The following is a 16,560-nucleotide window of genomic DNA, read 5'->3' as shown; positions in this document are numbered from 1 at the left end:
CTCCCGTAGGAGTCTGGGCCGTGTCTCAGTCCCAGTGTGGCTGATCATCCTCTCAGACCAGCTAAGGATCGTCGGCTTGGTAGGCCTTTACCCCACCAACTACCTAATCCTACGCGGGCTCATCCCTTGCCGATAAATCTTTGGTCTTGCGACATCATCCGGTATTAGCAGTCATTTCTAACTGTTATTCCGAAGCAAGGGGCAGATTCCCACGCGTTACGCACCCGTGCGCCACTAAGCCCCGAAGGACTTCGTTCGACTTGCATGTGTTAGGCATGCCGCCAGCGTTCGTTCTGAGCCAGGATCAAACTCTCAAGTTAGGTCCAGTCTCACAAACAGCACAGTGTCTAAACACTGCCATCTGACGTAAAACTAATTCAGGGGTCATTCACCCTGCACATATCTAAACGTATGGTTACGTCAGGACATGCTAAAGGTGACGACTATTTTAAACTACATACCCGAGCCCTGAAGCCCCGGATGCAGACGCCGTCGCCCACATGTCCCTTCATCTTTCATCAACAATGTCAAAGAGCTCAAAACATAATACCGGCTAACATACACCCCTGATCCTTCGATCAAGAGCTGCATATCAACCAACTATGCCTGTAACCATCCCATGCAGCTGTCAAAGCCACCGATCCGGTCCGGCGCCTCTAAGCACCTACATCGATTCGGTCAACCTTTTTCAGCGAGGAAAATGCAAAAAACTTCATTTTTATGACGAAATCCAGCAAAACCGGCACTTCCACGCCAACATCAAAAACCCAAAGGCCGCTTCTCGCGGATCAAATCGACCAGCAGGCGCAGACCCAGCGGCAAATGGCGCCGCCCTGGGTAGTAAAGATGCAGCGCAGGGCCCGACGCGATCCAGTCCTCCAGCACCGACTGCAATCGTCCGGCGGCCAGATCGTCGGCCACGCTGGCCTTCGCCGTGTAGACCAAACCCGCCCCACCCAGCGCCAGACTGATCGCCAGACCGCCGGAATTATGCGTGATGCTACCCGGCACCGCCAAAGTGATCACCTCGCCCCCGCGCTCGAACTCCCAGCGATAGATCCGGTCATCCCCCAATCGCACCTGCAAACAGCGATGGCGTGCTAGATCATGCGGATGCTCCGGCACGCCATGTTCGGCCAGATAGGACGGCGATGCGGCCACCACCCATTCCACATCCGCGCTCAACCTTTGCGCGATCATGTCATCGGGCACCGTCCCGCCAAACCGGATGCCCGCATCAAACCCGTCGTCAAACACATCCAGCAACCGGTTGTCGACGCTGATATCCAGCTCGATATCCGGCCAACGCCGGTTGAACTCCGGCAAGACCGGCGCCAGCAGCCATTGCGCGGCCACATCGGGCACATTGATACGGATCCGCCCGCGCGGCACATCACGATAGCGGTTGAGCACATCTTCCGCCCCCAACACGGCGGCAAAAGGCTCCTCCAGCGCCGCCTGCAAATCCTCGCCCGCCGCGCTCAGCGTCACCGAACGGTTGGTGCGGTTGACCAGCCTCACCCCCATCCGCTCCTCCAGCCCTTTCAACGCATGGCTGAGCGCCGAGGCGCTAACCCCCAGCGCCAGCCCCGCCTGCCGGAAATTGCGATGGCGGGCTATGGCCAGAAAGGCGGCCAGATCGGCAAGGTCGGTTCGGTTAAAAGCCATAGGGCATCATAGCCAGATTACCCCGCCCCAACACAACACTATAATGAACATAATTCATGATGCGACGCGCCCCGCTCATGCTAGACCTTGCGCAAAATATTCTAGGAGTCCCCCATCCATGATCGAATTGACCATCAACGGGCAGCAGCAGCGCCTCGATGCCGAAGGGGACACGCCCCTGCTCTGGGTGCTGCGCGATGATCTGGGCATGACCGGCACCAAATATGGCTGCGGCGTGGCGCAATGCGGCGCCTGTTCGGTGCTGGTGGATGGCACGGTGATGCGCTCTTGCGTCACCCCGCTCGAAGCGGTGGCCGGACGCCAGATCACCACGATCGAGGCGGTAGAGAAAGACCCCGTCGGCTCGCGCGTGGTGGAGGCTTGGGTCAAGCATCAGGTCGCCCAATGCGGCTATTGCCAGTCGGGCCAGGTGATGGCCGCCACCTCGCTGCTGAAACAAAGCGCCCATCCCAAGGATGACGAGATCGAGGCGGCCATGACCAACCTGTGCCGCTGCGGCACCTATAATGCGATCAAGGCCGCTGTCCGCGATGTGGCATCTCAGGGAGGGAAAGCATGAACCAGATGGTCAAGCTGCCAGAGGTCCCCTTGGGCGATCCGGTCAATGTATCGCGCCGCGGCTTTATAACCGGCGCGGCCACGGGCGCTTTGGTGCTGGGCTTTGGCCTGCCCGTGGGCGAGGCGCGTGCGCAAGGCGCGGCCAAGATCGCGCCGGGCACGCGGGTTCCGGCCTTTCTGGAAATCCGCCCCGACAATTCGATCCGCCTGTTGAGCCCCTTCATGGAAGGCGGCCAAGGCATCTGGACCGCCATGGCCCAGATCGTGGGCGAGGAACTCGACGCCGATCCTTCCAGCTTCACAGTGGAAAACGCCCCCGCAGGGCCGGATTATCTGGTGGTCTTTGGCCAGATGCGCATCACCGGCGGCTCCTTCTCGGTGCGCTCCTCCTATGACACGATGCGCAAACTGGGCGCCAGCGGTCGCGCCATGCTGTTGCAGGCCGGCGCCAAGAAACTGGGCGTGCCACTGGCGGAACTGACCACAGAGCCGGGCCGCGTGCTGCACAAGGCCTCTGGCCGCAGCGCCACCTATGGCGAGCTGGCCCCCCATGCGCTGGACCTGCCCGCGCCCGCGCCTGCGCAAATCACCCTGCGCGATCCCAAGACCTTCCGCTGGATCGGCAAGCGTCAGGCCCGTCTGGATATTCGCGCCAAATCCACCGGCAAGGCGCAATTCTCCATCGACACCAAGGTGGATGGCATGTTGCACGCCGCCGTGCAGCACGCGCCGCGCCTTGGCCTGCTGGTGGGCAAGGTGACCAATGAGGCCGAGATCAAGGCCATGAAGGGCGTGCATTCGGTGCATGTGCTCGATGGCGCGCTGGCGGTTGTCGCCCCGCGCTATTGGCATGCCCGCCGCGCGGTGGAAGCGGCCAAGGTGGAATGGGTGGCCTCGACCGCGCCGACCTATCGCCCGATGCCTGCCGATTTTTCCACCGAGGCCTTTGCCAAGCAACTGGCCACCACACAGGGCAAGGAAGAAGTGGCCGAGGCCGCCGGCGATATGGCAGCGGCTTTCGCCTCGGCCAAGGTCACGCTGAGCGCGACCTATAACAGCCAATATCTCAACCACGCCCAGCTAGAGCCCCCTTCGGCCACCGCGCGTTTCAACGGTGATGGCACGCTGGACCTGTGGCTGCCCAATCAGGCGCCGGAAATGTTTCAGGCCGAAGCCGCCAAAGTGGCGGGCATCGCGCCCGAAAAGGTCAAGATCCACTCGCCGCTGCTGGGCGGCTTCTTTGGCCGCCATTTCATCTATCCGCATGGCACGCCCTATCCGCAGGCGATTGAACTGGCCCGCCGTATCGGCGCGCCGGTCAAGCTGATCTGGAGCCGCGAAGAGGAATTCCTGCGCGATCCGCTGCGCCCGATGGCGGCGGTGCGTTTCCGCGCGGCGCTGGATGCCAAGGGGCTGCCCACCGCGATCGAGGCGGTCAGCATCACCGAAGGCCCCACCGAAGGCATTGCCGACAAGCGCGGCCCCAAGCTGGACGATTCCGCCTTGGAAGGCATCACCGGCAAGAAATACGCCATCCCCAACAAGCGCATTGCCCAGATCTTTGTCAAAAGCCCCACCACTTTGGCCTATTGGCGTTCGGTGGGCAATTCGATGAATGATTTCTTCTATGAAACCTTCCTCGACGAAGTGGCGGATAAGGGCGGGCAAGACCCCTATGCGCTGCGCCTGCATCTGCTGGAGGGCAATGCGCGGCTGACCAATCTGCTGAAAGCCGTGGTCGATCTGGCGGGCGGGTGGAAGCCCGGCCCCTTCACCGCGCCCGATGGCAGCAAGCGCGCGCGCGGCCTTGGCATGGCCTCGCCCTTTGGCACGGAAACCGCGGCCATGGCCGAGGTTTCCATCGTCGACGGGCAGGTGAAAGTGCATGATGTTTGGCAGGCGGTTGATCCGGGCAGCATCGTCAACCCCGCCATCATCGAGGCGCAGGTCAATTCCGCCGTGGCGCTGGGCCTGTCGCAGGTTCTGGTCGAACAGGCGGTGTATAAGGACGGGTTGCGCGAGGCGCGCAATTTCGACGGCTATAGCGTGTTGCGGCCCGACATGATGCCCCGCGTGCATGTCCGCATCGTGGAAAGCGGCGCCCCCATGGGCGGCATTGGCGAACCCGGTCTGCCCGCTGTGCCGCCTGCCGTGGCCAATGCGGTCTCGCGCCTGCTGGGCAAGCGGATGCGCAAGATGCCTTTGGGCCAGATCGCCTAAACCGCGCGTTTAACGGCGCAATTCGGGCGCGGTGGAGGTCTTCGGGCCTCTGCCGCGCCTTTTGTTTGGGCACCTGCCTGTTGCGGCAAAACCACAGGGCGGGGCAAAGCTGCCCAAAGGGGTAAGTCCCCCGCTTGCAGCAACCCTTATGTTATGTATCATAACAGCATCACAAGGCGTCGGGACTCATCGGCGCCACCCCCAAGAGGATGCTACTATGACCAAAACATGGGTCCGCCCTGTCCTGCTCGGCCTGATGCTGTCCGGTTCGCTTTCCGCCACCGCTCTGGCCCAAAATGCCGATAAAGAGATCAAGGACATTGTCGTCACGGCCCAGCGCCGCAGCGAGAATGTGCAGAACGTCAACATCGCCGTCACCGCGCTTTCGGGCGATACGCTGACCGAAAAGCGCGTCACCCGCGCGATTGACCTGCAAACCGCCGCGCCGGGCCTGACCATTTCGCGCTCGGGCGTCACCGACAGCTTCAACATTCGCGGCATCGGTCTGGCCTCGGGCTCGCCGCAGGTGACCAATGGCGTGGCCACCTATATTGACGGCGTGTTCCAGCCCCCCATCGTGTCCAACGGCCAGTTCTATGACATGGCCGGCGCCGAAGTGCTGCGCGGGCCGCAGGGCACCTTGTCGGGGGCCAATTCCACCGGCGGCGCGGTTTACCTGACCACCCAGCGCCCGCAACTGGGCAAGCTGGGCGGCTATGTCGCGGCCAATTATGGCAATTACAACAATGTGGGCATCAATGGCGCGCTGAACCTGCCGGTGGGCGAAAAGCTGGCCATCCGCGCCTCGGGCCTGTTCAACCAGCATGACGCATGGTTCAAGGACACCGGCCCCGCCAACAACCAGCCCGAACGTCTGGCCGAAGTGGATGGCCGCATTCAGGCGCTTTACAAATCCAACGGTTTTCAGGCCAACCTGAAGGTGGAAGCCACCCAGCGCAAGACCGGCGGCTTTGCCCTGCAACCGATCAACACGCTGCTCGCCACCAACCCCTATGTGGCCGGTCGCACCAATGCCCCGTGGACGGTCAATTTCGACACGGCCACCTCCAATTTCGAGCGCGCCTTCGCCACCGTGCTGGAAATGAAATATGAATTTGCCGGTGGCCTGACCCTGCGCTCGCTCACCGCCTATCAGAACAAGCGTCTGGCCGCGGTCAGCGATACCGATGCCACCGCTGTGTCCGGCCGCAATGCGCTGGCCGGTGGCAACAATGTGCGCGAGCGCGTTTACAGTCAGGAAATCAACATCATCTCGCCCGATACGGGCAAGTTCAAATATGTGATCGGCGGCTATTTCCAACGCAACAAGGTGGACCTGCGCAACTGGAACTGGAGCTTTAACCGCACCACCAACGTCGGCGGCTACACCACCCTGCCCCATCCCAACACCAGCAAGCTGCTGCTGGGCACCTTTGCGCAGGGCACTTATCAGCTGACCGACAAGCTCTCGGTGGATGCGGGCCTGCGCTATTCGCGCTTTACGGTGAACGGGTTTAACGCCGTTTACAGCGCGGCGGCCGGTTCCACCATCGACATGATCATCGGCGATCCGCCGGTGGGCGCCACTGTGCTGGCCCCGCAGACCGGCCATGAAAGCGATGGCCGCGCCACTGGCAAGCTGGCGCTGAACTACAAGCCCGATGCCGATAATCTGGTCTATGCCTTTGTGGCACGCGGTTACAAGAATGGCGGCATCAACCCGCCCACCGGCACTTTCGCCCCCGAAACCGTGATGGATTATGAAGCGGGCTGGAAATCCACCCTGTTCAACCGCCACCTGCGCACGCAGATCGGCGCGTTCTATATGAAGTATAACAATTTCCAGATGGACGTGACCAATCCTGTCACCGGCCAGAATGGCGTGGTCAATCTGGCCAATTCGGAAATCAAGGGCTTTGAAGCCAGTTTTCAGGCCAAGGTCGATGCCCTGTCGCTCGATGGCGGCCTGTCCTATGTGGATAGCAGCCTTTCGGGCTTCACCCTGATCAACAAATGGCTGGTGCCCGCCGCCTTCAACGGCTTCCCGCAGTGCAATGGCAGCAATTCGGCGCGCTGCTATCCTGATTATGCCAGCGCCAGCATGACCACCAATGGTGGCTCCAACCTCTATAGCCCGAAATGGACGTGGAACCTCTCGGCCGCCTATCGCATTCAGGCTAGCGAGGATGTGACCATCACCCCGCGCATCGGCTATGCCTATGTCGGCTCGCAATGGGCCTATCCCACCTATCAGGCCAGCACCGATCTGATCGCCGCGCGCGGCCTGTGGCAGGGCAGCATCACGCTGGACAAGGGCACGTGGAAGGCCGAAGTCTATGGCACCAATCTGGCCAACAAATTCTATGTCGCGGGCCAGAGCGGGCGCAACGAGCTGTATGGCGCGCCGCGTGAATATGGCGTTCGCGTGTCGAAGAAGTTCTGATCAAAGGCAAAAGGCTTCCGGCGGGCGTGATGCTCGCCGGAAACCGCCTGTTACGGGCACCCCTAAGGGCACCAGAGTGCGCGCAGCACCGGCACCAGATCATCGCGCAAATGTTCGGGCACGGCGGCGTAAATCCGCTCCTCCTGGGCTGCAAACACCGCCTCGATCTGCGCGACCAAGGCGCTCCCCTCCTCGCTCAGCCGCAGACATTGCACCCGCCCCACGCCCTTGGTGGTGACCAACAAGCCGCGGTTGATAAAGCGATGGATCACCGGATTGAGATTGGGCCGCTGGATCGAGAGCATCCGCCCGCATTCGGCCTGCGAGATCCCCGGATTATGCCCGATCAGCACCAGAATCGACGCCTCGGACACGCCCACGCCCAAGGGTTCGAGATATTGCGCCAATTGCGCCAAACGCGCGCTGGCCGCGCGGCGCAAGAGATAACCGGGGAAATTCAGAAACGGATTATCCATCACCACCTCGAAACGGCCAGCGGCACGACCGGCCTTGCCCAACCTGCATGACACAAATTGCGACAGGTGGGGGGCTAGCACAAGGGCTACTGATTTTGCATAAACGCTATGAATCATCACATAATTCGGGAGAGCAAACCATGGTAATGCGCAAAAGGCTTCCCTTCCTGTTGGGCGCGGCGCTGACCACAGGCGCCATGCTGGTGGCCCAACCTGCCGCCGCCGCCACACGCGCGGCCGCGCCGCTATCCTGCGAAGGCTTGGCCAAGGCGGCGATGCCCGATGCCAGCACGACGATCACTTTGGCCGCGCTGCGCCCCGCAACCCCTGCCGAACAACGCGCCGCCAATGACCCGCGCCCCTTCCCGCCTGCCCCCGCCATGCCTGCCCATTGCGAAATCATCGGCAAGCTGCAGGAACGCCAAGGCGCCAATGGCCAGACCTATGCCATCAAATTCCACCTGCGCCTGCCGGTGGCATGGAATGGCCGCTTCCTGTTTCAGGGCGGCGGTGGCTCGGATGGTTTTCTGGGCGATGCCACGGGCGGCTTTTCCAGCCAACCGGGGGTGACTGCACTGGCGAAAGGCTATGCGGTGGTGTCCTCCGATTCCGGCCATGACAATGCGGTCAACAACGATCCTGCGCGTCAGGGCGTGGTCACTTTCGGCCATGACGCCATCGCCCGCCACAATTACGGCTTTGGCTATATCGGCCCCGTGGCGCAGGCAGGCCGCGCGCTGATCCGTGCCCATTATGGCCGCGCGCCCGCTTTCACCTATTTCGTCGGCGGGTCCAAGGGCGGACAAGAGGCCATGATGGCCGTCCAGCGCTTCCCCAGCCTGTTTGACGCGGCGCTGATCGGCTATCCCGGTTTCCACCTTGCCCATGCCTCCATCGCGCAATTGTGGGACGGGCAGGCCTTTGCCAGCGTGGCCAAGGCCATGGGCCAGATCGGCGCCGACGGGCAGCCTTTGGTCAACAAGGCGATGAGCGACGAGGATATCCTGCTGGCCCAAGGCGCGATCCTTGCCGCCTGCGACGGGCTGGATGGCACGGTGGATGGCATGGTGGAACATTTCACCGCCTGCACCACCGCCCGCGTCATGCCCGCCTTCGCCAAGATCACCTGTGCCGGCGATGATCCCGCGCAAAAGACCGCCACCTGCCTGCTGCCGATGCAGGTGGCCGCGCTGCGCCGCGTGATGGGCGGGCCGCAGACCAAGGATGGCAAGCCAATCTATTCCGACTGGGCATGGGACGCGGGGATCGGCGCCAAGACCGCTTCTGGCGTGACGCAGGGCTGGCGGATCTGGAAAATGGGTGGCTATGCCTCGGCGGTGAACAATGGCGCACTGATCCGGCTTGGTGCGCCCAGCAATTCCGCCGTGTTCCGCTCGCCCCCGCTGGAGGTGGCCGAGGATGTCTCCTCGCTCACCCGCTATGCTTTGGCTGCGGATATGGACGAGGCCTATGCCGCCGCCCATGTCAAATGGGGTGCGCTGGGTGAAGCTTCGGTCGATTTCATGCATGCCGATGCCACCGACCTGTCACCCTTCACGCGGCGTGGGGGCAAGATCATCCTGTTCCACGGGGTGAGCGATCCGGTGTTTTCGATTAACGACACAATGCGCTGGCTGGACGCGGTCAACGCCCGCGAACAGGGCAAGGCGGGGCGTTTCATCCAGTTCTATGCCGTACCCGGCATGAACCATGGCCGTGGCGGCCCCGCGACCGACCGGTTCGACCTGTTCTCGCAATTGGTGGCGTGGCGCGAAAAGGGCGTTGCACCCAAGGAAGTCGTCGCCACCGCTGGCGAGGATACGCCTTGGCCGGGCCGTACCCGCCTGCTCTGCCCCTATCCCCAACGCCCGCATCGCATTAGCGGTGACAGCGAAAAAGCGGGCGCCTTCCGCTGCCAGTAACAGAACCGGAGTGCCCGCTGCGGATGACGTGGCGGGCATAGGGCACCAGAGGGCCGGAAAGGCCGCTGCGCTACATCGATGGAAGGAATGGAGCGGGTATCGGGAATCGAACCCGAATAGCCAGCTTGGAAGGCTGGAGCTTTACCACTAAGCTATACCCGCGCACGGCTTTTCGCCGGTGAGGGAAATGCCCCTGCCATGACAGGCGGGTTTCGTCAAGCCAGTCTAAACCGCTTTAATGTCCGGCAAAGGCCATCACCGCCTGCACCGGCACGCCCGCCTCGCGCAATTTCTCCGCCCCGCCCAGATCGGGCAGGTCGATCACGAACAGCGCCTGCGCCACCTCGCCCCCTGCGCGGCGCAGCAATTGCACCGCCGCCAGCGCCGTGCCGCCCGTGGCGATCAGGTCATCGACCACCACCACCCGCTGCCCCGCGCCCACGGCATCGGGGTCAACCTCCAGCCTATCCGTGCCATATTCCAGCGCATAATCCACCGCCAGCACCGGCACGGGCAGCTTGCCCGGCTTGCGCACCGGAATGAAGGGCAGCGCCAGTTTCGCCGCCACCGCCGCGCCAAAGATGAAGCCGCGCGCCTCCATGCCCGCAATCGCCTGCGCGCCTGCCGCCTGCGCCCGCTCGGCCAGCATCGCCACACAGGCAGCAAAGCCCTCGCCATGGCCGATCAGCGTGGTGATGTCGCGGAACTCGATCCCCGGCTTGGGGAAATCGGGAATGGTGCGGATCAGGCTTTTGAGCGCGTCTGGAGTCATGCCCGCGCCCATAGCCAGCACGCGCGCGATGCGCAAACAAAACACCCCCCGCATGGGCATCCATGCGAGGGGCGCTTTGTTGGCGTCAGGCTTGGAAGGCGCTTAGTGCCCCTTCTTGCCCGCCCATACCGTGCGGTAAGCCATATAGGCCAGCGCCGTGGCAAACAGCAGGAAGCCAATCACCGGCCAACCGGTCTGGTTGCGCTTTTCCAGCTTGGGTTCAGCCGTCCACATCAGGAAGGCCGACACGTCCTGCGCCATCTGGTCCACGGTGGCCTTGGTGCCATCGGCATAGGTCACCTGACCATCGGACACCAGCGGTGCGGGCATGGCGATGTTGAGATTGGCGAAATAGGGGTTGAAGAACAAGCCGTCGGGCGTCTTGGCTTCGGGGAACTTCTTGAGCAGTTCCTCACCCTTTTCGTTCTTGTAACCCGCCTGATCGGCATAGCCGGTCAGCAGCGAGTAAATATAGGCCGGACCGCCATGGCGAGCCTTGGCCACCAGCGACAGGTCGGGCGGGCTGCCAGCGCCGCCATAGACCACCGGCGGGAAATGATCCTTGGGCTGGCCAGGGTTCATTTTCACCTCGCCCGTGGCGGGGTTATAGGCGGGGATCTGGGCCTTGGCGGCAATCGCCTTTACCTCGGCCTCATTATAACCCAGCGCGGCTAGATCGCGATAGGCCACGTGCTTCAAGGCATGGCAGGTCGCGCAAACCTCGGAATAGACCTGAAAGCCGCGCTGAAGCTGCTGGCGGTCGAAAGTGCCAAAGGGACCATCGCTCGACAGATGCAGCGGTTTGGGATGCTCGTGGAAGCTGGCCTCCACCGTCTTGGGCGTGGGTTCGCTAATATAGCTCACCGCGCCCTTGCCGGCCGACCAGAGCAGCGCCAGCGAGAAGAAGGCGCCAGCGAGAAGGGAGAAGATGCGGATCATGATGTCTTTCCTATCCTCGCTCTTTATTCGGCCGGAGCCACGGTTGCAGCGTCATCCTTGCCCAACACGCTTTCCGTGATGGAGAAAGGCAGCGGCAGCGGCTTTTCGATCATCGAAACGATCGGCAGCACGATGAAGAAATGGGCGAAGTAATAGAGCGCCGCGATCTGGCTGATGATCACATAGGGTTCTTCGGCAGGCGAACCGCCGCAATAGCCCAGCACCGCCACGTCCACCACCAGCAGCCAGAAGAACTTCTTGAAAGTGGGGCGGAAATGGCCCGAACGCACCGGCGAGTTATCCAGCCAGGGCAGCAGGAACCACACGAGGATCGAGCTGAACATCGCCAGCACGCCCAGCAGCTTGGCGGGGATGAACAGGAAATCCTGCGTAAAGGCGCGAAGGATGGCGTAGAAGGGCCAGAAATACCATTCGGGCACGATATGCGCAGGGGTCTGCATCGGGTTGGCCGGAATGTAATTGTCCGGATGACCCAGCGCATTGGGCGCAAAGAACACCATGGCGCAATAGAAGATCAGGAACACGCCCAAGCCGAAACCGTCCTTGGCCGTGTAATAGGGGTGGAAGGGAACCGTGTCCGATTCCTGCTTCACTTCGACGCCCGTGGGATTGGTCGAACCGGGGATATGCAGCGCCCAGATATGCAGGATCACCACGCCCAGAATGACGAAGGGCAGCAGGAAGTGCAGGCTGAAAAAGCGGTTGAGCGCAGCCTGATCAGGCGCGAAACCACCCAGCAACCACGTCTGGATCGGCTCACCCACCAAGGGAATCGCGCCGAACAGGCCGGTGATCACCTTGGCGCCCCAATAGGACATCTGTCCCCAGGGCAGCACATAGCCCATGAAAGCGGTGGCCATCATCAGCAGGAAGATCAGCACGCCGATCAACCAGATCATCTCGCGCGGGGCTTTATACGAACCGTAGAAGAAGCCGCGGAAAATGTGGAAATAGACCACCACAAAGAAGGCCGAGGCGCCATTGGCATGGGCATAGCGCAGCAGCCAGCCCCAGTTCACATCGCGCATGATATGTTCGGTAGAATCAAAAGCGACGCCAGTGTTGGCTGCATAATGCATCGCCAGCACCACGCCGGTGATGATCTGGATCATCAGGCAGACGCCGGCCAGCACACCGAAATTATACATGTAATTCAGGTTGCGCGGCACGGGATAGCCCGCACCCACCGCGTTAAAGACGAAACGCGGCAAAGGCAGCTTTTCGTCCAGCCACACCATCGCCGGGTGGCTCGGCTTATATTCATTGGCCCAGGGAAAGCTCATGGCGTCGTCCTCAACCGATCTTCACGACTGTGTCGGAGGTGAATTCATAAGGCGGCACTTCCAGATTCTTGGGAGCGGGGCCTTTGCGGATGCGGGCGGCGGTATCGTAAACCGAACCATGGCAGGGGCAGAAATAGCCGCCAAACTCGCCCTTCACTTCACCTTCACCGGTGCCCAAAGGCACACAGCCCAGATGGGTGCAGACGCCCATGGTGATCAGCCATTCTTCCTTGCCCTTCTTGGTGCGGTCTTCCAGACTTTGCGGATCGCGCAAAGAGTCGACCGGCACAGCTTTCGCCTCGGCAATTTCCTTGGGCGTAAGACGGCGGACAAACACCGGCTGTTTGCGGAACACGGCCTTGATAGCCTGCCCGGGCTGAATCGAACCAATGTCCAATTCGGTCGAGCTTTCGGCCAGAACGTCCGCCGAAGGCGCCATCTGGCTGACCAGCGGGATCAGGACGCTGGCTGCGCCTACCCCTGCCGCGCTGGTGGCGGCGACATAAATGAAATCCCGCCGACGCACACCGTCTCCGGACTCCGGTCCGGATTGTGCGGGATTATCAGCAACAGCAGTGTCTGTCATGGTTGCCCCTTGCCTTGCACCAAATCACTTCTGCGGGCCGCAGAAACGTCAATGCCCATTATTTTGAAAGCAGGTAACTCAGGTATCCCCTCGTCCCACACTCTCCTACGAAACGCTCCATAGGGTTGTGGGCTTTTTTGGGATTGATAAACATCAAAACCGCCCCTGCCAACCGCCTTTTTCTCTGCCCTTTTCCGCCGCACCGCAACAAGTTCCTTGGAACTAGACGCTTATGGCAGGCCAATCAGGCTGATCTGGCGGCCGTAATCGGGCTCTGCGCGATGGGTAGAGCGGCGGAAGGAGTAGAATCGATCCGGCGCCGCATAAGTGTCCAAACCCAGCCTTTCGATACGCCCGATTGCGGATTCCGCCAGTCGGACAGACACATAGGCTTCCAGATCAAACTGCCAGCGCCCCTCTCGCCCCGCCACGAAATGCATGGCGCGGGCGCTGTCCTGCGCCAGAAAGCGGTCACGAAAGGCCTCGTCCACCTCATAGCTCGCTTGTGCAATACAGGGGCCGATGGCGGCGCAAATATCCTCGCGGCGGGCGCCTAAACGCTCCATCGCGGATATGGTTTCTTCGCAGATGCCACCAAAGGCGCCTTTCCACCCCGCATGGGCCGCGCCCACCACGCCCGCCTGCACATCAGCAAACAGCACCGGCGCGCAATCGGCGGTCAGAATCCCCAGCACCAGCCCGCGCCGGTTGGTGACCAGAGCATCGGCATGGGGGCGGGCATCATCCGCCCATTCCCCCGCCTCGACGCAAAGCGCGGAATGCACCTGATAGCAGGTGACGAGCCGCGCATCGGGCAAAACAGCCGCCGCCGCCCGCCGCCGATTCTCCGCCACCGCCGCCGGATCATCCGCGCTGCCAAGGCCGACATTCAGCCCCGCGACCAATCCGGTCGACACGCCCCCGCGCCGCCCCAGAAAGCCATGGGGCAGGCCGTTCAACGCCTCGGCACGGATGACCTCGACAGCAGCCTCAACCAAGGCTCTTGCTCGCCTGTTCAAACGTGTCCTTCGACAGGCCTGCCGCCGCGACAATCCGCTCCAGCTGCGCCTTCATCAGCCCCGCGCGCACCGGCTCGATCCGGCGCCAACGGCCCAAGGCAGGCACGAAACGCGCCGCCGTCTGGGCATTGATCGGGTCCAGCGCCAGAATCAGATCACCGATCAGGCGATAGCCCTCGCCGCTGGCATGGTGGAACCCGCCGGGATTGACCGCCAGCGCCATATAGAGCGAGCGCACGCGGTTGGGGTTCTGCATGGTGAAATCGGGATGTTCGGCCAAGGCCTTCACATGGGCCAACACATCCTTGTGCAGCGATCCGGCCTGCAGGCTGAACCACTTGTCGATCACCAGCGCATTGCCCGCATAGCGCGCATGGAAATCCGCCAGCTTTTCATCGCGCAGAGGCGTTTCCAGCCCGCATAGCACCATCAAGGCGCCTTGGCGGTCGGTCATATTGCTGGCCGCATCATATTGCGCGGCGGCGCGGATGGCCGCTTCCTCCGGCTTGCCCGCGGCCAGATAGACCAAAGCCTGCGTTTTCACCTTGCGCGCGCCCTTGGCCGCCGCATCCAGCCCGAAAGGCACTGCGCTGGCGCGATCATGCAGCGCCTCGAAAGCCGGTGCCAATTCCTCGCCCAGCCATGCCTTCAACCCTTCCCGCTCGGCATGGAGCAGGCCGGGGTCGACCACCGCCATCTGTTCGGACAGATAGGCTTGGCTGGGCAGGATCAGCAATTCGCCGCGCATCAGATCATCCAGCGCCTCATCGGCCAGAATCGCCGCCAAGGCCCCCGCAATCGCGGCGCGGCCCTCGGCCCGGGCGCTATCGCCCAACTGCCCGCTGGCCGCCGCCACCAGATGCTGCACCATCAGACTCTGCATCGCCTCGTAACGGGCAAAGGGATCATCATCATGCGCGGCAAGGAACACCAGATCGGCAAGGCCGGTATCGGCCTCGATCGTCACCGGCGCGCTATAGCCACGGTTGATCGACAAGACCGGCTTTTGCCCCCAGCCTTCAAAGCTGAAGCTCTCCTCCGCTTGGGTCAGCACCACCAGCTGCTCACCGCGATGCTGGCCCGTGGCGGGGTCGAACAGGGCCACGCGCAAGGGGATCGGCACCGGCTGCTTCACCGGCTGCCCCGGCGTCACCGGCACTTCTTGCTTCAGCACCAGCCGCGCCACATCGCCGCCATGCTCCAGCCGGACCGAAACCTTGGGCGTGCCCGCCTGCGCATACCACAGGCGGAATTGCGTCAGGTCCAGCCCCGCGCCATCCTCCATCGCCTTGATGAAATCCTCGCAAGTGGCCGCCTCGCCATCATGGCGGCTGAAATAGAGGTCGGTGCCCGCGCGGAAGCGTTCTTCGCCTGCCATCACCTGCATCATGCGGATGACCTCGGCGCCCTTGTTATAAATGGTCGCCGTGTAGAAATTGCTGATTTCCTGATAGGAATCAGGGCGAATCGGATGGGCCAAGGGCCCGCTATCCTCGGGGAACTGCGCGCTGCGCAAAACCCGCACATCCTCGATGCGTTTCACCGGCGCGCTGCCCATCGCCGCGCTGAACATCTGGTCGCGCAGCACGGTGAAGCCTTCCTTCAGGCTCAGCTGGAACCAGTCGCGGCAGGTGATGCGGTTGCCCGACCAATTGTGGAAATATTCATGCCCGATCACGCCTTCCACCGCGTCGAAATCGCCATCGGTGGCGGTTTCGGGGTCGGCCAGCACATAGCGGGTGTTGAAGACGTTCAGCCCCTTGTTCTCCATCGCCCCCATGTTGAAATCGGACACGGCCACAATATTGAACAGATCAAGGTCATAGGCGCGGCCAAAGGCCTCTTCGTCCCATTTCATGGAATTGATCAGGCTGCGCATGGCATGGCCGGTGCGCCCCTCGTCCCCTGCGCGGGTATAGATGTTGAGCGTGACCTGCCGCCCCTCCATCGTGGTGAAATGGTCGGTCGTCGCCACCAGATCGCCCGCCACCAGCGCAAACAGATAGGAAGGCTTGGGCCATGGATCGTGCCATTCGGCCCAATGCGTGCCATTCTCCGCCTCGCCGCTGGCCACCGGATTGCCGTTGGACAGCAGCACGGGGAAGGTCGCCTTGTCCCCCGCCATCCGCACGCGATAGATGCTGAGCACATCGGGGCGGTCGGGGTGGAACGTGATGCGGCGGAAGCCTTCGGCCTCGCATTGGGTGCAAAGCATCCCGCCCGAAGCGTAAAGCCCCATCAACTGGCTGTTGGCCGCAGGGCTGATCCGCGTTTCAATGCTGATCTCATGCGCATCATCGGACAGCTCGATCAACAGATCATCGCCCTCCATCCGCCAGTCATTGCGCACCACATCATCCACGCTGACCACCAAAGGCACCAGCCCATCGCCTTTCAGCGTGATGACCTGATCGCCTGCCCCTTGCGGATTGCGCTGCACCTTCAACCGCGACAGCACCCGCGTTTCCTCCAGCCCCAGCTGGAAATCCAGCTCTACCTCGGGCACCAGCCAGACCGGCGGCTGATAATCCTCGCGGCGGATTACGGTAGGCGAAGCGGGGGCGGCGGGCGAGTTCTGTGCATCCATCATGGCGCCCCTTTTACGCCAAGCATTTCCCTTTTCCACTCAAAA

The 16,560-nt window shown here is 62.3% G+C and carries 12 protein-coding genes, 1 tRNA gene and 1 rRNA gene; 4 read left to right on the top strand and 10 right to left on the bottom strand.

Translation table 11 applies throughout. From position 1 onward, the window contains the following. Both EOE18_RS13320 and EOE18_RS13315 read right to left on the bottom strand, forming a co-directional pair. Positions 1–320 (bottom strand): 16S ribosomal RNA (locus tag EOE18_RS13320); the annotation flags it as partial. A 439-nt stretch (positions 321–759) separates the two neighbouring features. Beyond that, positions 760–1,668 (bottom strand): LysR family transcriptional regulator, encoded by a 909-nt coding sequence (locus EOE18_RS13315; protein ID WP_127710300.1) that lies wholly within the window; start codon positions 1,666–1,668, stop codon positions 760–762. Between the two features lie 118 nt (positions 1,669–1,786). Between EOE18_RS13315 and EOE18_RS13310 the strand changes: the two genes are divergently transcribed. The 3 genes from EOE18_RS13310 to EOE18_RS13300 all read left to right on the top strand — a co-directional run bounded on the left by EOE18_RS13310 (position 1,787) and on the right by EOE18_RS13300 (position 6,910). Further along, on the top strand, positions 1,787–2,248 hold the full coding sequence (locus EOE18_RS13310; RefSeq protein ID WP_164852755.1) for a (2Fe-2S)-binding protein: 462 nt from the start codon (positions 1,787–1,789) through the stop codon (positions 2,246–2,248). Continuing rightward, the gene (locus EOE18_RS13305) at positions 2,245–4,467 is read left to right on the top strand and encodes a xanthine dehydrogenase family protein molybdopterin-binding subunit (RefSeq protein WP_127710298.1); all 2,223 of its coding nucleotides are present in this window, start codon (positions 2,245–2,247) and stop codon (positions 4,465–4,467) included. The genes EOE18_RS13310 and EOE18_RS13305 overlap by 4 nt, the downstream gene beginning before the upstream one ends. Before the next feature lie 217 nt (positions 4,468–4,684). Continuing rightward, positions 4,685–6,910: a TonB-dependent receptor gene (locus EOE18_RS13300; RefSeq protein ID WP_164852754.1), complete on the top strand. Its 2,226-nt coding sequence runs from the start codon at positions 4,685–4,687 to the stop codon at positions 6,908–6,910. Between the two features lie 62 nt (positions 6,911–6,972). On the opposite strand, the gene EOE18_RS13295 is transcribed toward EOE18_RS13300, so the two are convergent. Next, positions 6,973–7,467 carry a MarR family winged helix-turn-helix transcriptional regulator gene (locus EOE18_RS13295; protein WP_164852753.1) on the bottom strand — a complete coding sequence of 165 codons (495 nt, stop codon included), beginning with the start codon at positions 7,465–7,467 and terminating at the stop codon, positions 6,973–6,975. Between the two features lie 65 nt (positions 7,468–7,532). On the opposite strand from EOE18_RS13295, the gene EOE18_RS13290 reads away from it, so the two are divergent. Then, positions 7,533–9,308: a tannase/feruloyl esterase family alpha/beta hydrolase gene (locus EOE18_RS13290; protein WP_164852752.1), complete on the top strand. Its 1,776-nt coding sequence runs from the start codon at positions 7,533–7,535 to the stop codon at positions 9,306–9,308. An 88-nt stretch (positions 9,309–9,396) separates the two neighbouring features. Here the strand turns inward: EOE18_RS13290 and EOE18_RS13285 are convergent. The 7 genes from EOE18_RS13285 to pepN form a co-directional block, all read right to left on the bottom strand. Further along, positions 9,397–9,470, bottom strand: a tRNA-Gly gene (locus tag EOE18_RS13285). A gap of 73 nt (positions 9,471–9,543) precedes the next feature. Next, positions 9,544–10,080: an adenine phosphoribosyltransferase gene (locus EOE18_RS13280; RefSeq protein ID WP_127710334.1), complete on the bottom strand. Its 537-nt coding sequence runs from the start codon at positions 10,078–10,080 to the stop codon at positions 9,544–9,546. A gap of 102 nt (positions 10,081–10,182) precedes the next feature. After that, positions 10,183–11,019, bottom strand: coding sequence for a cytochrome c1 (locus tag EOE18_RS13275; RefSeq protein ID WP_127710290.1), 837 nt, complete (start codon positions 11,017–11,019; stop codon positions 10,183–10,185). 23 nt (positions 11,020–11,042) lie between these two features. Beyond that, positions 11,043–12,323, bottom strand: coding sequence for a cytochrome b (locus EOE18_RS13270; RefSeq protein ID WP_127710288.1), 1,281 nt, complete (start codon positions 12,321–12,323; stop codon positions 11,043–11,045). Positions 12,324–12,333: 10 nt separating this feature from the next. Then, a complete protein-coding gene (gene petA, locus EOE18_RS13265; protein ID WP_127710286.1) occupies positions 12,334–12,909 on the bottom strand; it encodes a ubiquinol-cytochrome c reductase iron-sulfur subunit in 576 nt (191 codons plus the stop codon). Positions 12,910–13,139: 230 nt separating this feature from the next. Then, entirely contained in the window at positions 13,140–13,907 is a 768-nt protein-coding gene (gene pgeF / locus EOE18_RS13260) for a peptidoglycan editing factor PgeF (RefSeq protein ID WP_127710284.1), read from the bottom strand. Continuing rightward, positions 13,900–16,515 carry an aminopeptidase N gene (pepN, locus tag EOE18_RS13255; protein ID WP_425464298.1) on the bottom strand — a complete coding sequence of 872 codons (2,616 nt, stop codon included), beginning with the start codon at positions 16,513–16,515 and terminating at the stop codon, positions 13,900–13,902. Before pepN ends, pgeF begins: the two co-directional genes overlap by 8 nt. Positions 16,516–16,560: the final 45 nt, after the last annotated feature.

Source organism: Novosphingobium umbonatum (assembly GCF_004005905.1).
GTDB classification, from domain to species: domain Bacteria; phylum Pseudomonadota; class Alphaproteobacteria; order Sphingomonadales; family Sphingomonadaceae; genus Novosphingobium; species Novosphingobium umbonatum.
This window is presented reverse-complemented; position numbering and strand designations above follow the sequence as displayed.